The 23259-nt window shown below is 60.9% G+C and carries 26 protein-coding genes and 1 pseudogene; 13 read left to right on the forward strand and 14 right to left on the reverse strand.

The features are described from left to right. Together VF436_RS05840 and VF436_RS05845 are read right to left on the reverse strand one after the other, a co-directional pair. Positions 1 to 434: pseudogene (locus VF436_RS05840) on the reverse strand (alpha/beta hydrolase); the annotation flags it as partial. Then, positions 431 to 1777, reverse strand: coding sequence for a dicarboxylate/amino acid:cation symporter (locus tag VF436_RS05845; protein ID WP_414649820.1), 1347 nt, complete (start codon positions 1775 to 1777; stop codon positions 431 to 433). The gene VF436_RS05845 and the pseudogene VF436_RS05840, both read right to left, overlap by 4 nt. 174 nt (positions 1778 to 1951) lie before the next feature. Here VF436_RS05845 and VF436_RS05850 point away from each other — a divergent pair, with 174 nt between their 5' ends. Then, positions 1952 to 4582 carry a NahK/ErcS family hybrid sensor histidine kinase/response regulator gene (locus VF436_RS05850; protein ID WP_330903075.1) on the forward strand — a complete coding sequence of 877 codons (2631 nt, stop codon included), beginning with the start codon at positions 1952 to 1954 and terminating at the stop codon, positions 4580 to 4582. Between the two features lie 163 nt (positions 4583 to 4745). On the opposite strand, the gene VF436_RS05855 is transcribed toward VF436_RS05850, so the two are convergent. The 3 genes from VF436_RS05855 to VF436_RS05865 all read right to left on the reverse strand — a co-directional run bounded on the left by VF436_RS05855 (position 4746) and on the right by VF436_RS05865 (position 7810). Continuing rightward, positions 4746 to 5378 carry a response regulator transcription factor gene (locus VF436_RS05855; protein ID WP_330903076.1) on the reverse strand — a complete coding sequence of 211 codons (633 nt, stop codon included), beginning with the start codon at positions 5376 to 5378 and terminating at the stop codon, positions 4746 to 4748. A gap of 174 nt (positions 5379 to 5552) precedes the next feature. Continuing rightward, positions 5553 to 6539 (reverse strand): malate dehydrogenase, encoded by a 987-nt coding sequence (locus tag VF436_RS05860; protein WP_330903077.1) that lies wholly within the window; start codon positions 6537 to 6539, stop codon positions 5553 to 5555. Between the two features lie 71 nt (positions 6540 to 6610). Beyond that, the gene (locus tag VF436_RS05865) at positions 6611 to 7810 is read right to left on the reverse strand and encodes an aminotransferase class I/II-fold pyridoxal phosphate-dependent enzyme (RefSeq protein WP_330903078.1); all 1200 of its coding nucleotides are present in this window, start codon (positions 7808 to 7810) and stop codon (positions 6611 to 6613) included. 318 nt (positions 7811 to 8128) lie between these two features. Between VF436_RS05865 and VF436_RS05870 the strand changes: the two genes are divergently transcribed. Beyond that, positions 8129 to 8392 carry a GlsB/YeaQ/YmgE family stress response membrane protein gene (locus tag VF436_RS05870; RefSeq protein ID WP_330903079.1) on the forward strand — a complete coding sequence of 88 codons (264 nt, stop codon included), beginning with the start codon at positions 8129 to 8131 and terminating at the stop codon, positions 8390 to 8392. Positions 8393 to 8461: 69 nt separating this feature from the next. On the opposite strand, the gene VF436_RS05875 is transcribed toward VF436_RS05870, so the two are convergent. After that, on the reverse strand, positions 8462 to 8971 hold the full coding sequence (locus VF436_RS05875) for a peptidylprolyl isomerase (protein ID WP_330903080.1): 510 nt from the start codon (positions 8969 to 8971) through the stop codon (positions 8462 to 8464). Between the two features lie 429 nt (positions 8972 to 9400). Between VF436_RS05875 and VF436_RS05880 the strand changes: the two genes are divergently transcribed. From VF436_RS05880 to VF436_RS05895, 4 genes are all read left to right on the forward strand, one after another. Next, positions 9401 to 11440 carry an alkaline phosphatase family protein gene (locus VF436_RS05880; RefSeq protein WP_330903081.1) on the forward strand — a complete coding sequence of 680 codons (2040 nt, stop codon included), beginning with the start codon at positions 9401 to 9403 and terminating at the stop codon, positions 11438 to 11440. A 74-nt stretch (positions 11441 to 11514) separates the two neighbouring features. After that, positions 11515 to 11976, forward strand: a complete 462-nt coding sequence (locus VF436_RS05885; protein WP_330903082.1) for a DUF3617 domain-containing protein — start codon at positions 11515 to 11517, stop codon at positions 11974 to 11976. Between the two features lie 189 nt (positions 11977 to 12165). Continuing rightward, on the forward strand, positions 12166 to 12510 hold the full coding sequence (locus tag VF436_RS05890; RefSeq protein WP_330903083.1) for a hypothetical protein: 345 nt from the start codon (positions 12166 to 12168) through the stop codon (positions 12508 to 12510). 186 nt (positions 12511 to 12696) lie between these two features. Next, positions 12697 to 12915 carry a hypothetical protein gene (locus VF436_RS05895; RefSeq protein WP_330903084.1) on the forward strand — a complete coding sequence of 73 codons (219 nt, stop codon included), beginning with the start codon at positions 12697 to 12699 and terminating at the stop codon, positions 12913 to 12915. A 31-nt stretch (positions 12916 to 12946) separates the two neighbouring features. Here the strand turns inward: VF436_RS05895 and VF436_RS05900 are convergent, their stop codons facing one another. From VF436_RS05900 to VF436_RS05910, 3 genes are all read right to left on the reverse strand, one after another. Then, the gene (locus VF436_RS05900) at positions 12947 to 13393 is read right to left on the reverse strand and encodes a GNAT family N-acetyltransferase (RefSeq protein ID WP_330903085.1); all 447 of its coding nucleotides are present in this window, start codon (positions 13391 to 13393) and stop codon (positions 12947 to 12949) included. A gap of 216 nt (positions 13394 to 13609) precedes the next feature. Further along, a complete protein-coding gene (locus VF436_RS05905; RefSeq protein WP_330903086.1) occupies positions 13610 to 14773 on the reverse strand; it encodes an AAA family ATPase in 1164 nt (387 codons plus the stop codon). Positions 14774 to 14837: 64 nt separating this feature from the next. Further along, positions 14838 to 15101: a DksA/TraR family C4-type zinc finger protein gene (locus tag VF436_RS05910; RefSeq protein WP_330903087.1), complete on the reverse strand. Its 264-nt coding sequence runs from the start codon at positions 15099 to 15101 to the stop codon at positions 14838 to 14840. A 233-nt stretch (positions 15102 to 15334) separates the two neighbouring features. Here VF436_RS05910 and VF436_RS05915 point away from each other — a divergent pair, with 233 nt between their 5' ends. Further along, the gene (locus VF436_RS05915; RefSeq protein ID WP_330903088.1) at positions 15335 to 15661 is read left to right on the forward strand and encodes a hypothetical protein; all 327 of its coding nucleotides are present in this window, start codon (positions 15335 to 15337) and stop codon (positions 15659 to 15661) included. Positions 15662 to 15715: 54 nt separating this feature from the next. Further along, positions 15716 to 16243, forward strand: a complete 528-nt coding sequence (locus VF436_RS05920; protein WP_330903089.1) for a Spy/CpxP family protein refolding chaperone — start codon at positions 15716 to 15718, stop codon at positions 16241 to 16243. A 124-nt stretch (positions 16244 to 16367) separates the two neighbouring features. Here VF436_RS05920 and VF436_RS05925 read toward each other — a convergent pair whose 3' ends face one another. The 3 genes from VF436_RS05925 to VF436_RS05935 are packed head-to-tail and all read right to left on the reverse strand — an operon-like array spanning position 16368 to position 19008. Further along, on the reverse strand, positions 16368 to 16901 hold the full coding sequence (locus tag VF436_RS05925) for a hypothetical protein (protein ID WP_330903090.1): 534 nt from the start codon (positions 16899 to 16901) through the stop codon (positions 16368 to 16370). Between the two features lie 10 nt (positions 16902 to 16911). Then, the gene (locus tag VF436_RS05930; protein ID WP_330903091.1) at positions 16912 to 18201 is read right to left on the reverse strand and encodes a DUF1444 family protein; all 1290 of its coding nucleotides are present in this window, start codon (positions 18199 to 18201) and stop codon (positions 16912 to 16914) included. Between the two features lie 9 nt (positions 18202 to 18210). Further along, complete coding sequence (locus tag VF436_RS05935) at positions 18211 to 19008, reverse strand: CPBP family intramembrane glutamic endopeptidase (protein WP_330903092.1); 798 nt, start codon at positions 19006 to 19008, stop codon at positions 18211 to 18213. A 146-nt stretch (positions 19009 to 19154) separates the two neighbouring features. On the opposite strand from VF436_RS05935, the gene VF436_RS05940 reads away from it, so the two are divergent. From VF436_RS05940 to VF436_RS05950, 3 genes are all read left to right on the forward strand, one after another. After that, entirely contained in the window at positions 19155 to 20162 is a 1008-nt protein-coding gene (locus VF436_RS05940) for a hypothetical protein (RefSeq protein ID WP_330903093.1), read from the forward strand. Further along, positions 20155 to 20460 (forward strand): GIY-YIG nuclease family protein, encoded by a 306-nt coding sequence (locus VF436_RS05945; protein ID WP_330903094.1) that lies wholly within the window; start codon positions 20155 to 20157, stop codon positions 20458 to 20460. Before VF436_RS05940 ends, VF436_RS05945 begins: the two co-directional genes overlap by 8 nt. 105 nt (positions 20461 to 20565) lie before the next feature. Further along, a complete protein-coding gene (locus tag VF436_RS05950; protein ID WP_330903095.1) occupies positions 20566 to 20922 on the forward strand; it encodes a hypothetical protein in 357 nt (118 codons plus the stop codon). Between the two features lie 56 nt (positions 20923 to 20978). On the opposite strand, the gene VF436_RS05955 is transcribed toward VF436_RS05950, so the two are convergent. Further along, positions 20979 to 21326 carry a hypothetical protein gene (locus VF436_RS05955; protein WP_330903096.1) on the reverse strand — a complete coding sequence of 116 codons (348 nt, stop codon included), beginning with the start codon at positions 21324 to 21326 and terminating at the stop codon, positions 20979 to 20981. Between the two features lie 3 nt (positions 21327 to 21329). Further along, positions 21330 to 21773 carry a lysozyme inhibitor LprI family protein gene (locus tag VF436_RS05960; RefSeq protein WP_330903097.1) on the reverse strand — a complete coding sequence of 148 codons (444 nt, stop codon included), beginning with the start codon at positions 21771 to 21773 and terminating at the stop codon, positions 21330 to 21332. A gap of 153 nt (positions 21774 to 21926) precedes the next feature. Here VF436_RS05960 and VF436_RS05965 point away from each other — a divergent pair, with 153 nt between their 5' ends. Together VF436_RS05965 and VF436_RS05970 are read left to right on the forward strand one after the other, a co-directional pair. Beyond that, complete coding sequence (locus VF436_RS05965) at positions 21927 to 22934, forward strand: GlxA family transcriptional regulator (RefSeq protein ID WP_330903098.1); 1008 nt, start codon at positions 21927 to 21929, stop codon at positions 22932 to 22934. Beyond that, a partial coding sequence (locus VF436_RS05970) for a hypothetical protein (protein WP_330903099.1) occupies positions 22931 to 23259 on the forward strand: 329 nt, incomplete at its 3' end. The genes VF436_RS05965 and VF436_RS05970, both read left to right, overlap by 4 nt.

Below are 23259 nucleotides of genomic sequence, written 5' to 3' on the forward strand. Positions count from 1 at the left end.
AGCAGGCGCATGGCGCGCTGCGCGTCCTGGAAGGGCGCCACGGGCTTCCATCCATCAGCCGGCAGGCGGTAATAAAGCACCACCGGCGTTACACCGATAGCGGCCAGCCACTGCGCGGTCGGCATCGCCTCGTGACCGATGCCGATACGGAAATAACCGCCACCACCGATCAACAGCACGGCCGTGCCATTGGGATGCTGCGGGCGATAGATCTCGATGCGCGGACGAGACACATTGGACACCGCACCAACACCCGTACCGCTCTGGCCGATACGCTCGGGGCCTCCACGACCGCGCCCGCCACCGGGTGGCGAACCAGGCCATAGATCGAGCGACTGCATCGACACGCCGACAGGCGATTGCTGCGCTAACGCAGCGCCACTGCCAGCCAGCCCGATGGCAAGCACGACAGCCACTGCACGAAGGAAACTCATGGACGATCTCCGGTATTGACGAGGACAGCCCTGTCGCGATCGGCGGCGTCAGCCTTGACGTCGCCATGAAGCGCCGCGCGCCAGCGCGCGGCGTCGAATGCACCTTCCCAACGCGCCACCACGACGGTAGCGACGGCGTTGCCGACGAAATTGGTAAGCGAACGGCATTCGCTCATGAAACGGTCGACCCCGAGGATCAGTGCCATACCGGCCACCGGCACCGAAGGCACCATGGCCAGCGTCGCGGCCAGGGTAATAAAACCGGCACCGGTCACACCGGCCGCCCCCTTGGAGCTGAGCATGGCCACCGCCAGCACGGTCAACTGCTCGGTGAGCGTCAACTCCGTATGCGTGGCTTGAGCGATGAACATCACTGCCAGGGTCATGTAGATATTGGTGCCATCCAGGTTGAACGAATAGCCGGTTGGCACCACCAGACCCACGACCGAACGACTACAACCGGCACGTTCAAGTTTTTCCATCAGGGAAGGCATGGCCGCCTCGGAGGACGAGGTACCCAGCACTAACAGCAGTTCGTCCTTCAGGTAACGGATCAGGGCGAAGATCGAAAAGCCAGCCACGCGCGCCACGGCGCCGAGAATCACCAGCACGAAGAACAACGAAGTGCCATAGAAGGTCAGCACCAACCAGGCAAGGTCCACCATGGAGCCGATACCGTAACGACCGATGGTGAAGGCGATCGCTCCAAAGGCACCGACCGGTGCGGCCTTCATCACGATACTCACCAGCTTGAATACCGGGGCCGCCAGGGCATCGAAGAAGGCCTTGACTGGAGCCGCCCGCTCACCGCATGTAGCCAGGGCTATACCGAACAGCACCGCGAAGAAAAGCACTTGCAAGACGTTGCCTGAGACGAAGGCCCCAACCACCGTATGCGGAATGATCTCCATCAGGAAGCTGGTGATCGACATGTCGCTGACGTGACTGGTGTAGTTCTTCACCTCCGCCGTATTCAGGCTGGCCGGATCGGCATGCATGTTTGCGCCCGGGTGCACCAGATGTGCCGCCAGCAGGCCGATCACCAGCGCCAGCGTGGAGAAGAACAGGAAATAGGCCATGGCCTTGAGCACGACGCGGCCCACGGCACCCACATGATTCATACCCGCGATGCCGTTGACCACCGTCAGGAAGATCACTGGCGCAATCACCATGCTCACGAGGCGAATGAAGGCATCGCCCAGCGGCTTGAGGTTGCGTCCCAGGTCTGGCGCGTAGTGCCCCAGCACCGCGCCCAGGGCAATGGCTACCAACACCTGCACATAAAGGTGCCGATAAAACGGAGTACGCCCGGATACGGCGGGCCTCGATGGGGAGATCTGCATGAATACCTCGCATGGCCGCGACCTGCGCAACATGCGACCGGCCTTTGGATGCCAGGCTTTTTTAGCCCAAACCGGGCCTTCACCCGAATAATACATTCGGGTTAACTGCCGGGCGGATATGCGAGCATAGTGGGCATCTGGCCATTCCTATCGACTGAAAATCGTCTGTTTTCGATGATTCGTGATCACCGCCGCCTGCGCCTGATTCAGCTTTGCCTGCTGTTACTCATTGTGGGCAGCAGCGTTGGCGTCGCCCGCTGGTGGGCCGGCCAGCGAGCCCTGACGCAACTGGCAGGCCAGGCCGACGAACAACTTCAGCTACGCGCACAGTCCCTGCAACGCCTGATCGATCGCTACCGGGTGCTACCGGATGTCCTGGCACTCGACCCGGAATTGCGGCAAGCGCTATCAGGCCCTTCTTCACGTATCGATGCCCACGCACTGGACCTCAAGCTGGAACAGGCCAACGGCGCCACCCATACATCGACCCTGACCTTGATCGACCGCAACGGCATCGCGGTGGCCGCCAACAATTGGCGCGAAACATCCAGCAATGTCGGGCTCGATTACAGCTTCCGTCCGTACTTCCAGGAAGCCATGGCCCAGGGCCGGGGCACGTTCTATGCACTGGGCGTCTCGACCAATGTCGCCGGCTATTTCATTGCCCGCGCGCTGCGCGACGAGCACGCCCAACGCATCGGCGTGATCGTCGTCAAGATCACCCTCGATGCCTTGCAGAGCGAGTGGTCACACAGCGACGACACCCTGTTGCTGAGCGATGCACAGGATGTGGTGTTCTTGGCCAATCGTGATGGCTGGGCCTATCGCAGCCTGCGTCCGCTGGCGGCCGCGGAGCTGGCGCGCCTGGTAGCTACCCGGCAATACGGCAATCAGCGACTGCTGCCGGTTCGTTATCGTCTGGGACAAACACTGGTCGACGGCAGCCGCGAAGTCACACTTAGCGATCCGGTGATACCGCACGGCGTATTATGGCGCTCCCTGCCCTTGCCCGCCCAACGCTGGACGTTGCATTCGCTCAGCAGCATGCAGCCGGTCGTCGCCGCGCGCCGTGTTGCCACCCTGGCCACGCTCGGCGCATGGCTGCCCTTGATTCTACTCGGCATGTTCCTGCAACAACGATGGCGCCTGGCTCGCGTGCGCCAGCAAAGCCGCGAAGAGCTCGAACGCATGGTCACGCACTACACCACCGCGCTGCAGTCGGCGCAGGACGGCCTGGTGGACGCGGCACGTCAGGCTTCCCAGGGGCGCAACAGCAACCTGGAGCATCTCCCGCAGGGCGTAAGCGTGGTCGATGCGCAGTTACGCCTGGTGGCCTGGAACAGACGCTACGCGCAGATCTTCGGCTTTCCACCTGAACTGCTGCAAGCGGGAAGGCCCATCGAGGATCTGTTCCGCTACAACGCCAGGCGTGGCCTGCTGGGCCCTGGCAATCTCGAAGAAGCTATCCAACGACGACTGGACTATCTACGCCGCGGTGGCCCGCACATGTACGAACGTGAATATCCGGACGGCAGCGTGTTGGAAATCCGCGGCAACCCGCTGCCTGACGGCGGCTTCGTGACCAGTTATGCCGACATCACCGCTTACAAGAGTGCCGCGCGCGATCTTCGCACGCTCACCAGCACATTGGAAAAGCGTATCGAGGAAAGCACGCAGGATCTGCGCAAGGCAAAGGCCGATGCCGAGCGAGCCAATCGTTACAAGACACGTTTCGTCGCAGCCGCCGTGCATGACCTGATGCAGCCGCTCAATGCCGCTCGCCTTTTTGCCGGCGCCTTACGCCAACATTTGAGCAGCGACGACCAGCACCAATTGCTTGAACGTGTCGAACAAGCGCTGCATGCTCAGGATGGATTGCTGACCAGCATGCTGGATATCTCGCGCCTGGAAGCGGGCGTACTCCAGCCCACGATTACCTCATTTGCTCTAGCACCGCTGCTGCAAAGCCTGGCCAGACAGTTCGGTATCGTTGCGCAAGAGCGCTCGTTGCAACTGGACTTGGTGGATACGCGATCATGGGTGCGCAGCGATGCCCTGCTCCTGCGACGCATCTTGCAGAACTTTCTTTCCAACGCCATGCATTACACACCACAAGGACGGGTATTGCTTGGTTGTCGTCGCGCTGGCGGCATGCTGCGGATCGAGGTATGGGATACCGGTGTAGGCATCGCCGAAAACAAGCGCGTGGCGATCTTCGAAGAATTCCACCGGCTTGATAGCGGGCTGGATCGTGACGACCGCAGTGCTGGGTTGGGGTTGTCCATCGTCGAACGCATCGCTCGTCTGCTCGGCCACGACATTGGTCTGCAATCATGGCCAGGGCGTGGCAGCGTTTTTTCTGTGGCAGTCCCTCTGGCTCCTGCACAACGCCAACCGCAGTCCGCGACGCCCGTTCGTGACGACGACTCTCTCCTGATGGGGCGGCATGTTTGGTGCATCGACGACAATCAACAGGCCCGCGAAGGCACGGTCGCCCTATTGCAAAGCTGGGGATGCCGGGTCACCTCCATGGCAAGCGAAGCCGAGGCATTGGCCTGGCGCTCGCCAGCGCCGGATATCGTACTGCTCGACTACCAGTTAGGTACGTCTATCGGGCCAGACATGCTGCCCGCGCTTTACCAACAATGGGGCAGCGAGCCGCCGGTCATCGTGATCACCGCGCAACGCGATGAAGACACCCGACAGAAGATTATCCAGGCTGGCCTGCATTTCATGGCTAAGCCGGTGCAGCCCGCCAGATTGCGGGCATTGATGAGTCGATTGCTGCTGGCAGCTTCGTCGTAAGAACGATCACTCGATGACCTGGTCACGCGCCGGAATACGGGGAGACTGAAACGCGGTGCCATCGCAGCGTTGCGGGAGCAGCCTCAGCCGGAGGCGCGGCTGGCGATTTTCAGAGCCCTCATCTGTGACTGCATCGCAGATGGCTCAGCGAATGAATTGGCTCCTACTCCAGATCGAGGGATTTGACCAGCACGGCGGCCTGGGTGCGCGAGCGGCATTCGAGCTTTGACAATACCGCGGTCACGTGAATCTTCACGGTGTTTTCCGCCAACCCCATCGCAGCGGCAATCTGCTTGTTGAGCAGCCCTTCGGCCAGCAGCATCAGCACACGGAATTGTTGCGGCGTCAGTTGCGCCAGCCTTGCCGCAAGCATGGCGTCCTGCTCGCTGCGCTCCGCACGCGCGGCCTCGAACGACGTGCCACCGCCCAGCACGGCCTCCACCGCCTGCCCCAACATTTGCGCCGGGGCAGCCTTGGATACGAAACCGGCCGCGCCAAACTGCTGCGCACGCCGCACCGTGCGCGGATGATCGTTCGACGAGATCACGATCACTGGCAAATCCGGATATTCACCGCGCAACCAGATCAACGACGAGAAACCCATCGCTCCCGGCATTGTCAGGTCAAGCAGCACGAGGTCGGTCGCCGGCTCGCCCGCCAGCACCGACTCCAGCGAACTCTGGCTCGACGCCTCGACCACACGGACACGGTCCAGCGCGCCACGCAGCGCCTGCGATACGGCCGCGCGAAACATGGGATGGTCATCGGCAACGACCAGGGTGAGTTCAGGCGTCATGGACATATGACGGCAGCATAGCGGATGCGTGACTAGAAAGCCGCTCGCCTGGGTGTCGGGTACGGCATCTGCCTGGCTTCAGGCAGGCCGTTGCGAGCATGCCATCCGCCAGCCCCAAAAAGCCATGGCCGCCCCTGCGGACGGCCATGGCTCAGGCACGAATCATCACGCGAATTACTTCTTCGCGAACAGGTGTTCCACACCGGCGCGCTCTTCGCGCAGTTCCTTGTTGGTGGCTTCCATGCGAGCGCGGGAGAAATCGTTGATCGCCAGCCCCTGCACGATCTCGTACTTGCCACCCTTCACCGTTACCGGGTAACCATAGATCACACCCGGCTCGATACCATACGAACCGTCCGACGGAATACCCATCGATACCCAGTCACCCTCGGTCGTGCCCAGCGCCCAGTCACGCATGTGATCGATCGCGGCCGACGCGGCCGACGCGGCCGAGGAGGCGCCACGGGCCTTGATGATGGCTGCGCCGCGCTGCTGCACCGTCGGAATGAAGTCGCTTTCGTACCAGGCCTGGTCGACCTGTTCGAGCGCCGGCTTGCCTTTGACCGAGGCCTGGTGCAGGTCAGGGTACTGCGTGGAGCTGTGGTTGCCCCAGATGGTGACCTTTTTGATGTCGGTCGTGTGCGCGCCGGTCTTTTCGGCCAGCTGCGACAGTGCGCGGTTGTGGTCCAGGCGCACCATCGCGGTGAAGCACTTCGGGTCCAGGTCAGGCGCATTCTGCTGGGCGATCAGCGCGTTGGTGTTGGCCGGGTTGCCAACCACCAACACCTTGACGTCACGCTTGGCATGATCGTTCAGCGCCTTGCCCTGCGGGCCAAAGATCGCGCCGTTGGCTTCCAGCAGGTCCTTGCGCTCCATGCCGGGGCCACGCGGACGCGCGCCAACCAGCAGGGCGTAGTCGACGTCCTTGAAGGCCACGTTGAGGTCGTCGGTGGCAACGACGCCAGCCAGGGTCGGAAATGCGCAGTCATTGAGTTCCATCACCACGCCCTGGAGCGCGGGCAATGCCGGAGTGATTTCCAGCAGGTGCAGGATCACAGGCTGGTCCTTGCCGAGCATGTCGCCAGCGGCGATGCGAAACAGCAGGGCGTAACCGATCTGGCCAGCGGCACCGGTAACAGCAACTCGGACGGGGGCTTTCATCGTGGCAACTCCTAGAGGGTACTTTGCTTGAAACAAAGCCCGCAGCGCGAACACTGCGAGCTAGGGAATGATCAGGACAACTCGGCGAAGAACTCGGCGATGCGCGCAAGTCCCGGTTCGAGCTGGGCGGTAGGACACGTATAGGAAATACGCATGGCACGCGGTTCGCCGAATGCCGACCCCGGAACGCAAGCTACGCCCTTGGCTTCCAGCAGGGCGGCACAGAACTGCACGTCGTTCTCGATCCTCACGCCGCCATGGTGCTTGCCAAACGCAATGGAGATATCGGGGAACGCGTAGAACGCGCCTTGCGGACGCGGACATACGACACCAGGAATGGCGCGCAGGGCATGGACCACGACATCGCGTTTGGCCGCGAATTCCTCGCACTTGGCCTGCGGGATGTCCTGTGGCCCGGAGAAGGCGGCCACCGCGGCTGCGGTAATCACTTCCGGCACGCTGGTGATGTGATTGGAGTTGAGCGTGGTCACCGCCAGCGCAACAGCCTCGGGCGCAGCGATCAGGCCCACTCGCCAGCCCGGCATGCCGTAAGTCTTGGACAATGAGTCGACGAAAATCAGGCGATCGCGCAATTCCGGCCGGGCAAACACGAAGTTGTGATAACCCAGGCCGTCGAAGACCATTGAGTTGTAGATATCATCGGTGATGATCCAAGTATCCGGATACTTGGCCAGCACATCGGCGAGCGCGGCGATTTCCTCACGCGAATAGACCATGCCCGTCGGGTTGGACGGGTTGTTGAACAGGAACACCTTCGGCTTGCGAGCCAGTGCGGCGTCGAGCTGATCCACCGTAAGCTTGTAGTTCTGCTCCGGACCACAATGCAGCACGTTGATCTTCGCGCCAACGATTTGGGCGATGTCGTGATAGGTCGTCCAATAGGGTGCGGCGAAACAGATCTCCTCGCCCTCGTTCAACAGGGCCTCGGCCAAGTTGTAGAGCACCTGTTTGGCGCCGATGCCGATGGAGATGTTCTTGCGGCCATAACCTGAAAACCCCAGCGCCTCGATGTGTTCGAGGAAGGCATCCAGCAAAACGTCCGCACCGCGATTGCTGCCGTACTGACCGCTGTCATGCGACAGCGCCTCGCGCGCAGCGGCGTAGACGTGTTCACCGGGAAGGAAATTGGGTACACCGATGGAGAAGCTGATGATGTCGCGCCCGGCCGACTTCAGTTGCTTGGCCTTCTCGGCGATCACCATGATCGCACTGGGCTGGGCACGGCCGATACGCTGGGCAAGCTGGGGCATGACTTCCTCGGAGGAAATGAATCAGCAAACCGGGAGATTTTAGCATGACGCGCCGCCGCATCGGCGCAGGCTGCTCCCGATCGCGGTCGCCGTATACGCCTGCTTCACCTTGGCTTGAGCCGCGAGAGGTCGCCATCACCTTGATTTTTCAGCCGTTACCTGCAGGAGTGTTCACCACGAAATATTGACAGGGCACGCTTAAGGTTCGCCATGACACCATGCGCCCGCGGCGGGCTCATCTGCTGCGCACCTGCTGGATACAGGTAACGAAACAGCCGGAAGGAACGGGCTCCACCTTGCGAGATAAGGACCTGCTCCATGTTGATGCACTGGTTTATCGTCTTCATTATCGGCCTGATCATCGGCGTCCTGGCCAAGTTGCTGGTGCCGGGGCCCGATGGCGGTGGCATCATCGTCACCGCTTTGCTCGGCATCGCCGGCTCGATGCTTGCCACCTATGCCAGCGAACGCTGGGGTCTGTTGCCGCTGACTGGCTGGAAGCATTTCGCGGGCTCCGTCGGCGGCGCCATCATCCTGCTACTGATCTACAACGCTGTATTTGCCCGCCCGCGTCGCCTGTAGCGCCTATGCCGAAAAAAGAGGGCGGGCATGGCCGCCCGCCCTCTTCATGATTTCTCGTGCACGAGGATGTCAGCCGCGCTGATCGAGCACCTTGTTCCATTCGTCGACACGATCGGCCTGGGCGGCCAGCAACGCATCGACGTCGCCCTCCACGGTGACCTTCTCGATCACGTCCCCCTGACGGATCGCATCGACCACCTTCTGGTCTTCGGCACCGACCACTTCGCCGAACACGCTGTGCTTGCCGTCCAACCAGGGGGTGGCGCCATGCGTGATGAAGAACTGGCTACCGTTGGTGCGCGGGCCGGCATTGGCCATCGACAACACGCCCGGCTTGTCATGGCGCAACGACGCATCGAACTCATCCTCGAACCGATAGCCCGGGCCGCCACGACCACTACCTTCCGGACAGCCACCCTGGACCATGAAGTCGGCGATCACGCGATGGAACGACAGATTGTCGTAGTACCCGCGACGAGCCAGGTTCACAAAGCTGGCCACCGTCACGGGGGTCTTATCGTCATGCAGACGCAGATGGATGGGGCCACGGTTGGTAACGAGGGTAACGGAAATGGTCATCGATGGTTCCTGATTGAAGTGAACCGCCTTCTGCGGGGCGGTTTCGGATCGCCAAGGATACCCCAACCCCGACAGATTGATGCTGCAACGCAGCAATTTCTTGCGCCACCTTTCATCGGCTGCGGAGATACCCGGCATGCGCAGTCGTGCGGCGATGCGAAGGATTCATGCAAGCAAGCCAACGATATCTTGCGAATGGACGCCCAAACTTGCGCATGAAACGTGACGCAACCGACGTCGTTACGCACTGTAGCCACAACGTCACAGAGTCCGTCATTGCTGTCGCATAAGCGCCAACGCTTCGTCATCTAGCGACACCACACTGGCCTGCGGTCGGCGCGATTCCCTCTCCTTTTGTCGCGCCGATCAATCAGGGGGACCACGCTCGATTCGCAACTTCCACGAAGGTAAGTTGCTGGGGATCAAGTCATGTCCAAGATGTTCGGCAAGCGGCTCCACCCGCTTTTTCTCGGCATGCTGGCGACCGGCCTCGCCGGTGTTGTCAGCGCACAAACCACCACCGCACCCGACAAAGACGCAGCCTTCAGGAAAGACATTCCTACCGCGCCGCTGCAAAGCCAGCACGGCCTGCCTGGCGGCATCGTCGCCCTGCATAAGCCCAAGAGCGGCAAGGACAACAGCGACAAGACCAAGACGCCCATCAAGCACGTCATCCTGTTGATCGGCGAAAACCGCACGTTCGATCACGTCTACGCCACTTACAAGCCCACACGTGGCGAAACGGTGTTCAACTTGCTGTCCGAAGGCATCGTCAACGCCGATGGCACGCCCGGTCCGAACGTCGCGGCGGCACGCCAGTTCATGGCCACGCAGTCGGGCGACTATCAACCAGCACCCACGCGCACCACCACTTATGAAAATCTGCCGCAGATGAACACCGGCGGCGCTCCGACTCAGGCACCGTTCGCCTCGGCAGCGCAGGCTCAATCCATCGAACCGGCCCTGCCGGACGACGCCTACCAGGAACTGGCCGAGGGTGGCACGGGCCTGCCGGCAGGCGTACCCGATACACGCTTCCCAGCCGTGCTGACCAATGCGCCCGTGGATATGCATGCATCGCTCAGCTACAACGACTACGCCAACAGCCCGGTCCATCGCTTCTTCCAGATGTGGCAGCAGCTGGATTGCAATATCAAGGAGGCCACGCGACAGAACCCGAGCGGCTGCCGCGCGGATCTGTTCCCGTGGGTGGAAGTGACCATGGGTGCCGGTAACAACGGCGCGAAGCAGCCGGCCAATTTCACCGACCAGACCACCGGTGAAGGCTCCACGTCAATGCAGTTCCTGAACATGGCCAAGGGCGATGCGCCCTACTTCAAGCAATTGGCCGATCAGTACACGCTCAGCGACAATTTTCACCAGTCGGTCATGGGTGGCACGGGCGCCAATCACATCATGCTTGGCTACGGCACGTTGATCTACTACGCCGACGCGAAGGGCAAACCGGCCACGCCGCCGGTCAACCAGATCGAAAACCCGAACTCGCAGCCGGGCACTAACAACTGGTGGGTCCAGGACGGCTACGGTGGTGGCTCGTACGTCAACTGCGCCGATGAAACGCAACCCGGTGTCGCGCCAATCAAGAAGTACCTGCGTTCGCTGCCCTACAAGACATTCAAGGGCACCGATTGCAAGAAGGACGCCTATTACCTGGTCAACAACTACAACCCAGGTTACATGGGCGATGGTACACCGGCACCACTGGGCGACCAGCAGTTCACCATTCCGCCGTCGACGCAGGAAAACCTGGCCACGCTACTTGAGCGTCACAACGTGAGCTGGAAGTACTACGGCGAAGGTTGGGGCCAGGGCAAGGAAAACGGCGAAGCCGGTACCTTCTGCAACATCTGCGATCCGTTCCTGTATTCAACGCAGGTCATGACCAATCCGGACCTGCGTGCCAACAACCAGGACATCAACGATCTCTACACCGACATCCAGAACAACACGCTACCTGCGGTGTCCATCGCCAAGCCGGATGGCATCCTCGACGGCCATCCGGCTTCCTCGAAGTTGCAGTTGTTCGAAGGCTATGTGAAGAAGATCGTCGACATGGCCAAGGCCAATCCCAAGGTGTGGGCTGACACGGCCATTGTGGTGACCTTCGATGAAGGCGGTGGCTATTACGACTCGGGCTATGTACAGCCGGTGGATTTCTTCGGCGACGGCACGCGCATCCCGATGCTCGTGATCTCCAAGTACTCCTCCGGGGGCCACGTAGTGCACACGTACTACGATCATGTGTCATTCGACAAGTTCGTCGAGTCGAACTGGGGCTTGCACGACCAAATCTCCGAGCGCAGCCGTGACAACCTGCCCAACCCGATCGCCACCAAGGGCAATCCGTATGTGCCAGTGAATGCGCCCGCCATCGGCAACATGATGGATATGTTCGATTTTGGCCATCAGGGTCGCAAGGACGGTATCGCGGCGGAACTCCAGGATTGATCCACACCCATGCTTGATGCGTGCCCTGCCGGACACTCCGGCAGGGCAGCTTTTGTCGGGAGAACCGCAACGCCATGATTACCGTTCAACAGCGCCGCCGGCACCTGCTTCAGGCATTGTCCCTGGCTGCGATGGCTTTCGCTGCCCTGGCTGCATTGCCTGTCCATGCCGATCCCGGGGATTTCGGCGCCATGCCCGGCTTGTGGAAAATCGTCACTCGCATGTTCAGTCACGGTCAGTGGAGCAAGCCCACCGTGCAATGGCATTGCGTGGACGAAGGAGCCGACCCATGGCCATCGTTCGGCAAGATCGATCTTCCTGGCAGCAGGCAATGCCAGGTCGCCGGCCAGCATCGCGCCAGCACCTCGCTCGACTGGACCTTGCATTGCGATGCGTCCGACGCCGTAGCCGCACGTGGACACGTAGGCTTCGATTCAGCCGAGCACTACACCGCACACCTGACGTTGCCCAAAGGCGGCGATGTCGTGCGTGTCGAGGGCAAGCGCTATGCGGCCTGCACCAGTCCTGCCGACTGAGAACTGGGTGGGGAACGTCGGGAACCCGAAGCACGGGTAGATATCCGGTGACATTCCTGCCCTGTGGACTCCAAGGACGGTTGGGCGTTTGGGCGTCTAGCCATCCGACCTGCGAAATTTTCCGATAGCCAGGCCTCCCCGTCTGGCGGAGACTCGCCTTATCAGCGCCGGACTTTTAAGGGGGAGGCCATGCGCCGATTTTTCTTGTCTCTGGCTGCGTGGCTGGTTGCCACGGCGGCCCTGGCTGACACAGCCACGACCGACAGTGCTCCACCGGAGTGCGTGAGCTTCGCCCGGCCGTTCTACCTGATTGCCCGCAATCGGGACCGGGGCGTCACCAAGGTGGCCGCCATGGCCAACGTCAAGCGCAGCCGCGGAGAAGACAACAGCCCCGGCATGCCCGACAACTGGATGACCATGACCGTGACCACGGTCTACAACTATCCGGCCGTGCCGCCCGAAGAACTCCAGGCTCGCGCCCAGCGCGCCTGTTCCCTCGACGCCGAGGGCAAGGTGCAGTTTCGCGGCATCTAGCCGAATGGGCCAGCGGCGCGCCCACCAGGATGCCGAAAAAGTAAATTTATCGTAAGAAGGCAGGCTGGAACGATCCAAATGGTCAAACCAGGAAAAATTCTCAACCGCCTCCTCACTACTTTCTAATGGTTCCACCTGCATAGTGGAGGTGTGGGAAATCCAATGCGCCTTGCGAGGTCACCGTCCATGTACGCCCAAACCACCACCACGACGCCGACCTCGATAAATGCAGGCAACTGGCTGCAGCGTGCCATGCACGCGGTGCGCCAGATGACCCGCCCGAGGGAAGTTGCCCCAGCCGCGCCGCTCACTCGCCGCCAGATGTTATTGATGGCCCAGGATCGCAAGCGTGCCGAAGAACGTGCCCGTCGCCAGGCCTCCCTGACTCGCCAACACAATGCTTGAGAGACGCCGTGACCTGCTGATCAAGGGTGCATCATCGTGATGCTGGTGCCAGCACCCCCTTGATGAAGCGGCGGCTGCACGGGGCGTAACCCTGCGCCATGTAGAAGGAGTGGGCGTTTTCTCGATGATTATCACTCGTCACTTCGATGCGGCGGGCACCGTGCGCCAGTGCCCATGACTGCGCGGTCGCAAGCAAGGCTCTGCCGACACCTTGCCGTTGATACATCGTTCGTACCGAAAGCGCTGTGATACGTGCAAGCATGCCTGATTCATGCCAAAGCGGTATGGCATGCAGGCTGACGCAACCCGCTGCCTCGCCCATGCCATCGTCGATGTAGATCCACATGGCATCACTGGACGCGTTGCGCAACACGAGCAGCTTTTCGCGTATCAACGATGCGGGTGTCGCATACCCCAGTGGCTCAAGACACAAGGCAATGTCTTGAGCATCCGCCGATGTCACCATACGTATCGTCATCAATACCTCCACGGTCAGGAACCCAGGCTAGCCTGGAGAGCTGCGCAAATGGTGTCCTTGCCTGGGCACACACGTGATGGTCAGCCATGCGACATTCGGAGATACACGAGGCAATGCTCACGCGATCGGGCTGGGGGGTTCCAGAACTCGGCCCCACGACAGGTTCGCAGAGTGCTTCACGAAGGTGTGAGCTACACACAACCTGCGTGGCGTGGGTCAGCGTTCTGGCCAGTGCCATGGCGGCCCGTCGAGCAGGCCATGGCCGCGTATGCGTGTTTCCCCCAGCGACTTCTCCAGATGCACGGCGTTGCAGTCCTCGGCTTCCGTCAACGCGGAGATCAACCTCGATGCATGCGATACCACCCAGACCTGGGTACGCTCGGACGCCTTGATGATCAACCGTGCCAAAGGCAGCAGCAGATCCGGATGGAGGCTGGTCTCCGGCTCGTTGAGGATCATCATCGGGGGCGGCCTTGGCGTATGCAATGCGGCAATCCACAGCAGGTAGCGCAAGGTGCCATCGGAAAGCTCCGCCACGCTCAGGGGGCGTAACAAGCCATGCTGGCTGAGCCGCAGTTCGAACCGCCCGTCCGGCGCGACGATATCCACCCGCGCACCGGGAAAGGCATCTTCGACCGCAGCCTCCAAGGCGCGGCCATCGCTCATTTCCTGGATCGTTCGCCACGCGGCCGCCAAGTCGCGGCCATCGTGGCTGAGCACCGGCGTGCGCGTACCGATCTGGCTGGCACGTGCAGGCGCATCCACGTCAGTGCGAAAGTGATCATAGAACCGCCAACCGCGAATACGCTCGCGCAGCGCAAGCACTTCCGGAGCTCCTACCGGATCGGCAATCTGCGTGAACATGCTCTCATACTGGCTCAGATGCTGATGAACAACGCGCCAGCTACGCCCATCCCGTACGCTCACCACACTGCTTGAACGATCGACCAGCAAGTTGCTCTTGTTTCGCAGGAACGGACCCGACCAGATCACTTCACGCTTGATCTGCGGATCGCCGGAGAACATTGAAGAAAGTCTCTGCGGCAATCCCAGGTCAATGGCATAGCCGAAATCGTCGTCGGCAAATCCCAGCTTCAAGGCGATCGGATCACGCCGCGGACCACCTTCCACCTCGACGTCGCCACGGCGCATCGCCTTGGATATTTCTTCCGGCCCGGCCCACAAGGTGGAAGATAGCCCGCCCTCGCGTGCCAGGGCGGACACGACACCTCCTTGCGCGGTTTCGGCTAGCAGGCGCAAGGCACGGTAAAGATTGGATTTGCCCGCACCATTGGACCCCGTGATGACGTTGAGCCTGCCTAGTGGCATCTCCAACGCGCGCAGCGAGCGATAGCCGGCAACCGCCAAGGTGCTCAACATGGTCCGATCCCTGGATGGATGATGTGGCGCTTTTTAGCACCCGCACGCAGCAAACGCCAAGCCTTCAGCGAAGTTGACTGTCTTTGCTGCCCCGCCTGTTATACAAGCCGACCGCCTGCTCACCGTCTTCGGCTTGCTGGCAGACCACGCAAAGTCGCACGCCGGGCACGGCTTTGCGCCGAGCCTCGGGAATCGGCGCCTCGCATGCTTCACAGTGCGTCAGCCCGGGGCCCTGTTTCAGTTGTCGACGTGCGCGCTCGACCGCATCACTGACGGTGGCATCGATCTGGTCCTGCACCGCACCGTCTCCTGCCCAGCCTGTTGCCATGGGAGCCTCCAGATCTAAACAAACGTGGCAGCCGTACCCAGCTCATCGCAGACGGGTGACCCGCCGGGCGTCGCCACAAGCATGGATATGCCATCGTACGGACAGGAATCAAGCGTTCACATCCGCAGGCAACCAAGGTCATCCATTCACCTTCGGCACATGGGCCAGGGGTATAACCTACCGCCGGCCCGCCTCATGGCGGTCGCACGTTGGCACGCGGAGGAGATTCGTCGATGTCCCAACCCCATTCGCAACATCGTTTCCGTCAAGGCATGCTGGGGCTGGCTGTCGTGGCCATGCTGGCCTCGGCGCTGCCCGTCGAGGCCCAACATTACCGCCGCGGTGGTTACCATCGTCCGCCACCGCCTCGTTACTACCACGACCGGCGTCACAGCGACTCCGGTAGCCTGATCGCCGGTGCGCTGCTGGGTGTGGTGGCCGGCGCAGCCATCGCCAATTCGCAGCAAAGCGCTTCGCAGCCGCCGCCGACCGTGGTGTATCGACAGGCTCCGCCTCCGCCGCCACCCGGCGTCGTTTACTACGACGATGACGGTTATTGAGCAGTGCCGACATAACGGCACGCCCATCCTCGAGAGTTTAAGGAGTTCTCCCGTATGAAAAACGCACTGCGCATCCTTGCCGTTCCCGCACTGCTGTCACTGGCCATGCTGGCTCCAGCGGCCTGGGCACAGACCACGCCCGCCGCCGGCTCATCCAGCGGCGCCAAGTCGCATGCCCAGCGTCATGCGGACGCCGTGGAGACTCGCATTACCCAGTTGCACACCCAGTTGGCGATTACCGACCAGGAATCGAAGCAGTGGGATGCTTTCGCACAGACCATGCGCGACAACGCCAAAAGCGCTGACGATGCGTTTCGCGACCGTCGCACCAAGCTTTCGAGCATGGCAGCGCCGGATGCCATGAAATCCTACGCCGACCTCACCCAGTTGCACGCCGATAACATGAAGAAGCTTTCCTCGGCCTTCAGCGATCTTTACGCGGTACTCTCGCCGGAACAGAAGCAGGCCGCCGATACGCTCTATCGCAACCAGAAGCTGGGTAGTCACAAGCCGCCACATTACCACCACAAAGGTGGCAAGCCCGCCGGCGCTTCATCGGCCCCGTCCAGCGCAGCGCAGTAATACTTCAATCATAGTGTCAGACACGAAAGAGCCGGGCTATGCCCGGCCTTTTCGTGGAACATCACATGAAACGCTGCGCCTAGTCCCGCGAAGCCTGATCATTCGGATAAAAGTACGGCCGCAGCTATGCTGCTGGACTGGCACCGTCCTCGCGCAATCGCACGTCGGCCACCTGTTGTGCCAGCAGGCAGCGCACGCGCTGCAATTGCCCGGCTGCCTGCAACTGCACAACAGGCAGACATTGCGCCTTGAGCGGTGCGAAATACAGGAAGATAAACCCGCCGCGCTCACGTACGCAGCGGATCGCCGGCCACTTGAGCGTCACCTCGAACATGGCTCCCGACGCATGCATGCCAAGGGCATTGAGTCGATAAGCAAACGGACCACGGGCCACGCTGTTGCGCCGACGCGAATTCCATAACGCCAATGCGGTGGTCAATGGACAAAACAGAAAACACAGCAGCACCAGGCCGGCACCACCGAGCCCGATCGGCTCGTGATAGACCAGCCAGAGCACAAGCAGCCACAAGCCCATGCCCGGGAACAGCAACCACAGGAAAATATGTAGCCAGGAATGAAATATGATATTGAGCGTGGCACGATAGGCCGTGCTAAACGGGAACACGACGTCTACCTGAACTTCGTCCGGCGCGTCCATCGGCACTCCTTCACGCCGGACTACGATCCGGCACGCTCCATATACTGGTAGCTACCTGTTTCAGTTGTGTCATCTGCTCATCGGAAGGAAATCCGTTGACACGGTAGCGCGAAAGGGAAACCGACGGCTCGGCTTTCAGGTAACCCAGCACTTGCTCGGCCTGCTCCCAGGCCACCGAAACGATTTCCTTGCCACGGGTGCAGTAGAACCAGATGTAGTCAGCCTGCGGCAACAAGGCATCGACATCGCGCGTCCACTGCGCCGAGCTGATGAAGCCGCCCAGCGTGGGGTTGTCGAACACTCGGTAGCTGGCGACGAAAAGGTCGATATTGTCGCGCTCATGGAGCTGGTCGAGCAGTTTTTTCTGGTCGTCGTACATCGCCATGGTGGCCCGATACGCCGCCTGGCGCAGCGGCTCTCGCGCCGGCGTATCGATATCGAGCAGCGTCCACTGCCCGTTTGCCAGGCGAAACAGCTGGTAACCCAGGGGCCGCGTATCCGTGCCCAGGATATCCACCGCCATCTCAGCCAACATCGCCTGCCCACGGGCATCGCCAGAACCCGTCACCAGCAAATGATCACGGGAGGGAATGGCCACCACCGGATCGCCCTGAATGGGTAGGCGATACAGCATGTCGGTCAACAGCAAACGCGAGGCATCGAAGACATCGTGCCACCCGGAGACCAGCACTCCCTCCTCGCGCACGGTGAAACGCGGCGTCGCCGAGCGATCCCGCAAGTTATCGATGGCAAGCTTCAGGGCGTCCTCGAAACTGAGCCCCCACTGATCGAGCTTGTCTTGCGATACGGATGTGGTCGCATGTTCGGAATCAAGCACCAACGTGATAACCAGCCGCCCGAGGAAAGGCTTCGATGGCGAAAAATTGCCACTGGGTCCCGCACCGGACAGGCTGCCTTGCAGACTCACGAGATCAAGCGCGGCACCGTCGCGGATCACCGGCATCAGGTTGGTCAGGGCCATATCCCGGTCGGCGGCATCCGGTGGCGCGGCAAAGGCCATGACATATCGATATAGAACCTGATCGCGCTGGTCGCTGGCCGCCTTGCGGTAATCCTTATAGGCGTTGTGCAGATTGAAGGTCATCTGCTGACCACGCCGATCCTTGAAATGCAGGCAGAACTCACGTTCGGCGTAAATAATTTCGCCAAAGCCACCCAGTGCAACCATCTTGCGCGTTACCAAGGACGCGAAACGCGCAGGCGTAAGTTCTCGCCGAAAAAGATCAAGGATACCCACGACGACCGTAACCCCCAAAAGTTTGGGCAGTACCACTCCCATGACTCCTTTTTACAGGATTTCGCGTCTACGTGTATGCCGCACCCCATCATCAGTTCGCCGATGCCACCGCCCCTCGACCCACCACACGAGCAGCAAGGCAAGCGCGGCGCTTCCCAAACGCAAGGCGTTGCCCTCCCAGCCGGTCGCCGCCGTGGGAGCAACGTCGTAGAAACTCCAGGCAGCGTTGAGCGAAGCGTGCAACGCCAGGCCGCACCAGATCGTATAGCGGTTCATGGCATCGAGCACAGCGAACACGATGCCGCCCAGACACGTGATGGCAAACACCTGACCGGCTACTTCTTCGCCCCGCAAACCGAGCCAATGGATGGCACCGAAGAAAAAAGCCTGCACCAGCACGGCGTACCCCAGTCGCCAGCCGAGCGCAGTCCGAGCGAACACAAAGCCAAAGCCGCGATAGACCAGCTCCTCGGCCAAGGGGTACAGCAGGGCCTTGAAAAACAATCCTTCCAGATCGAGGTCATTCGGCCACTGACCGAGATAGGCCAGGCCGATCCAATTGGGCAGAGTCGCCAGCAACACGCAAAGAGGCGCCCGCCATCCAGGTGCGGCCAGACCCAGATGTGCGTGCAGCCTCCCTGCCGTGCGAGGGCGCAGACACCAGGCGGCCAGCAGTGCAAGCACCACCGCCATCAGGTTGTCCATGAATGACCGGCCATATCCAAACGGCGGATCGGGCACATGCCCTCCCAGCCACTCGACGATGTCACGCACCTCCAGCGCTGCGGCCAGCACCGCTATGACGGCGATCGCACGAATCGCCAGCACCACTCTCCCCTGTTTGTTCATCCCCTGCTCTTTTCCGCGGCTTTGATCGATCCTTAGGATGCGACGGCATGGTAAAAGGTTTAAAGCAGGCGACCTCCACCATGGCGCCGTGACGTGCCTACCCATAAAATTGACAGGGTCGCTACAAAAAACATATCGAGGAAAACATGGAGTCCCAGGAAGCCCCCAAGGTCAAGCAGCCGCCCGTGCTTTTCAGCAAGACCCAGGCATTGATCGAAAAAATCACCCAGAAACTAGGCGCTCCTCTGGTCACCTATTGGAACAACACGCGCGGCTCGATCTGCCACAGCGATGCCGTGGCCCTGTACGAATTGCTTGGCAACCTCGGCCAGCAGGACACGCTCTACCTGTTCATCAAGTCCGATGGCGGCGCCGGCCAGGCATCGCTGCGCCTGGTGAGCCTGCTTCGCCAGCATTGCAAGCGGCTGGTCGCACTGGTGCCGCTCGAATGCGCCTCGGCGGCCACCATGATCACGCTCGGTTGCAACGAGATCCAGATGGGCCCCATGGCTTATCTGACCGCCGTGGACACCTCGCTGACCCATGCACTCTCGCCGGTGGATCGCGACAACGACCGCGTCAGCGTGAGCCTGGACGAGCTCAACCGCGTGATCCGCCTGGGCCATACCGACCAAAGCAAGACGGACGAAAATCCGTACCAGACGCTGTTCCAATATGTGCATCCGCTGGTGATCGGCGCCGTCGATCGCGCCGAGTCGCTATCGATCATGCTGTGCAAGGAATTGCTCGCGCACCACATCCATGACGAAGTCGCCGCCGACCGGATCGCCCAGACGCTCAACTCCAAATACCCCTCCCACAGCTATCCCATCCTGCTCGAAGAAGCCCGCAAGATCGGCTTGCAGGCCACGCACCTCTCACCGGAGATCAACGGCCTGCTGCTTGAGCTGCATCGCCAGTACGCCGAAATGGGCCAGAAGGCATCGACCGATTTCGATGAATGCCACACACACAGCAACGAGATCCTCAATATCTGGGAGACGGCCGGTACGCAGATCTTCTTCCAGCAGGACAAGGACTGGTTCTACCGTACCGATGAACGGCGCTGGATTTCCATGAACGATCACAGCGGCTGGCGCCGCGTAAACCGCACCGGCGGCAAAATCAAGAAAGAGTTGCTGCACATTGTCTGATCCGCTCGATCATGAAACAGCAGCCGCCACGGCGTCCGGGCCGTGGTGGCTTTACCTCATCGAATGCCGTGATGGCAGCTACTACGCTGGCATCACCAATCGCCTCGATGTCCGTTATGCAGCGCACGTTGCCGGTCGTGGCGCGCGTTATACCCGGTCACACCCACCGCTGCGCCTGTTGGCGTCGCGATCGTATGCCAATCGTGCCGAAGCCTCGCGGGCCGAATGGGAAATCAAACAACTGCCCCGACACAAGAAGCTGGCATTCCTGTTGCCAGCGGATACGGCGCAAGGCTGAACCCATGACCGGCCAGCCGACGCCGCACTTTCGGTCTGTCGGACACGTATGCAATCAAGCCTTCCGGTTTTGGGAAACATCATGATCAAGCACACGAACGCATGCATGAAACCGGTTGTCGCCGTCGTACTTCTGGCCATGACCGGCGCATCCGCCCTTGCCGCACAGCCGCCGCAGGAGTTTGTCGGCACATGGCAATTCAGCACCAAGGAGGTATGGATCGACATCCATGCCGACGGCACTGCGTTTCAATGCCGCATCGCTCCCTTGGGTAGCGTTTTCAATGCGAAAGGCAGCTTCGTCCCACCTCACAGCATTCGCTGGGAGAGCAACTTCTGGGGAACCGACTCGCTGGAGCTGGCCGATGGTTATCTCGTGACCAGCGGAAAAACGGGCACCCATAGCCTGCACCCAGCCCGACAGCCGCTCGATCCGCGCTGCCATAACAAGAGCGACATGTGATCGTGCGATTGCCAGGGCGATCGCCAAGGTAACCGGCAAAGCCCCTACAGCTGCTCTTACTTGAAAAAATAATACCAGTTGCCGTTGTATTCCTCATCGCAGGCTTGCTGGCTATACACGCCAAACCACTGCCCGGTGAGATTTTCCACCGGATAGCCACCCCTCAATAACGCTGCCCGTAACGCCTCGGCAATGACGTTCCAGGCTCCGGAAGCCTCGCATGCGGCGACTTGATCCCTCGTGGGCAGCACGAGAAAGATAAACAAGTACTGCGCCCCGATATCGACAGCACCGAAATGCGACAGCCATGCCGTCGAACAATCGGCAAGGCGCCGCACCTCGGGCAGCACTGCATGCAGGGCGGCTTTGACGACGGCTTGCAAATCGTTCTTGCGCGAAAACACCGACTATCTGCTTTTATCGAGCTGGGTTTCCCAGGTTTTGAGAATGCGCACACGTGCCTGGCTGAAATCCGCCCAGCATTGGCTGCGCGCATCGCCCGCGATCATGCCCTTGGGATTGAAGGCCGCCTGGAAATCACAGCTATCAGACGCGAAACGTGTCCAGCTTTCCTGAGATTTCTTCAGAGCGCCGGCCGCATCGGCATGAGCTTTTTCCAGCTTGTGCAGAAGGCTTTGATAAGCCTGGTCCACATCCTTGTCATTCTGCCCATCGATACAGGCCCGCACCTGGGCCATGGACTGGGCCTGATCTTCGCAATCGGCCCAGGCCCGACCTGACAGGCAGGCCGCCAAAATCAACCCAGCCAGCCACATGCTGTGCTTGCTCATCGCTTCCACTCCCTGTTTGGAAAAGCGAGCATAGCCATTGTGCGGGCGCGCCTCAATCACGACATCCCGCGCGCGGGGAGGTTTCGAAGCGGCCCACGAATATCAATACTTGCAAGCATCGCCGCGGGCATGACACGACCAGGACATCGCCGTGGCGCAAATCGTCGGCTTTTTGTCCTTTACGTCTTTTAACCTCATCGACAGAATCATCTCATGCCCATCTCCGTATCCTTGAAGGAACGCACTATCGCCATCGCGCTGTTCGAGGGTTTTCAGGCCATGGATGTGTTCGGGCCGCTGGATGCCTTCGATGCGGCCAATGGCTTGCTTGCGGGCAGTTACAAGCTTGAACTGTGGAGCCTCCAGGGTGATGTCGTACGCGCTGAAAACGGGGCGCGTGTGATGGCCGATCGCAAGATGCGAGCCAGCATGAAGGCCGACACGCTGATCATTCCCGGCGGCTGCGGTGCCCGCACCCTGGAACTGACGCCTGCCCAGCGCAAAGCCTTGACTGGTGCGGCAAGGCTAAGTCGTCGCGTGGTGAGTGTATGCACGGGAGCCTTCGTAGCAGGCATGCTCGCTGAAAAACCGCTACGCCTGGCCACCCATTGGAAATATGCCGGAGAATTGCAGGCACGCTATCCATCCCTGCAAATCGATGCTGATGTGCTGTACGTCCATGATGGCAACCTGTGGTCATCGGCAGGCATTTCCGCCGCCATCGACCTTAGTTTGCGCCTGATTGCCGACGACCTGGGCGAAGCGGTTTCCATCGCGTGCGCGAGGCAACTGGTCGTTCACTATCGCCGGTCAGGCGACCAGGCGCAGTATTCCGAGCCACTGCAATTGCAGCGCCGCAACGCAGGCGAGTTCGGCGCCCTGCTTGCATGGATGCTGGCCAATCCGCATGGCGACCATTCGGTGGCCGCCTTGTCGGAACGCTCTGGCATGAGCACGCGGCATTTCACACGTCGTTTCGCGGAAACATTCGGCGAATCGCCTGCCCGCTTTGCCGAACGGGTACGCCTGGATCATGCCCGCACCTTGTTGATGCAGGGCATGCGCATCGAGCCTATCGCACGATCGGCGGGTTTCCGTAGCGCCGATGCATTTCGACGCGCATTCGAACGGCGCTTTGCCGTATCACCCAGCGACTATCGCAGTCATTTCGCGCCGTCACGGACGCGTACCAGAACCCAAACCAGGAAAATATCCACGTGAAGAAGATTGTCTACGCCACGCTCCTCACACTACTGCCGACCATGGGTGCGCTGGCTGCGGCCCCGAAAGCAGTTGAGCCGACCAATGGCATGATCAAGGTCGCCTTCGTGATCAGCAGCAACGCCAACGTGATGGACATCGCCGGATCGTGGGAAGTATTCCAGGACACGTCTTTGCCAGACTCCAAGGGCAAGGAAGTGGCTCCGTACGAGATCTACACGGTCGCGCCCAGCAAGCAGCCGTTGCATACCACTGGCAGCAATCACCCAGGTCTGACCATCACGCCCGACTACAGTTTCGAGGATGCGCCTATGCCGGATATCGT

Origin of the sequence: Dyella sp., from assembly GCF_036384435.1 — a bacterium.
Lineage (GTDB): Bacteria > Pseudomonadota > Gammaproteobacteria > Xanthomonadales > Rhodanobacteraceae > GSA-30.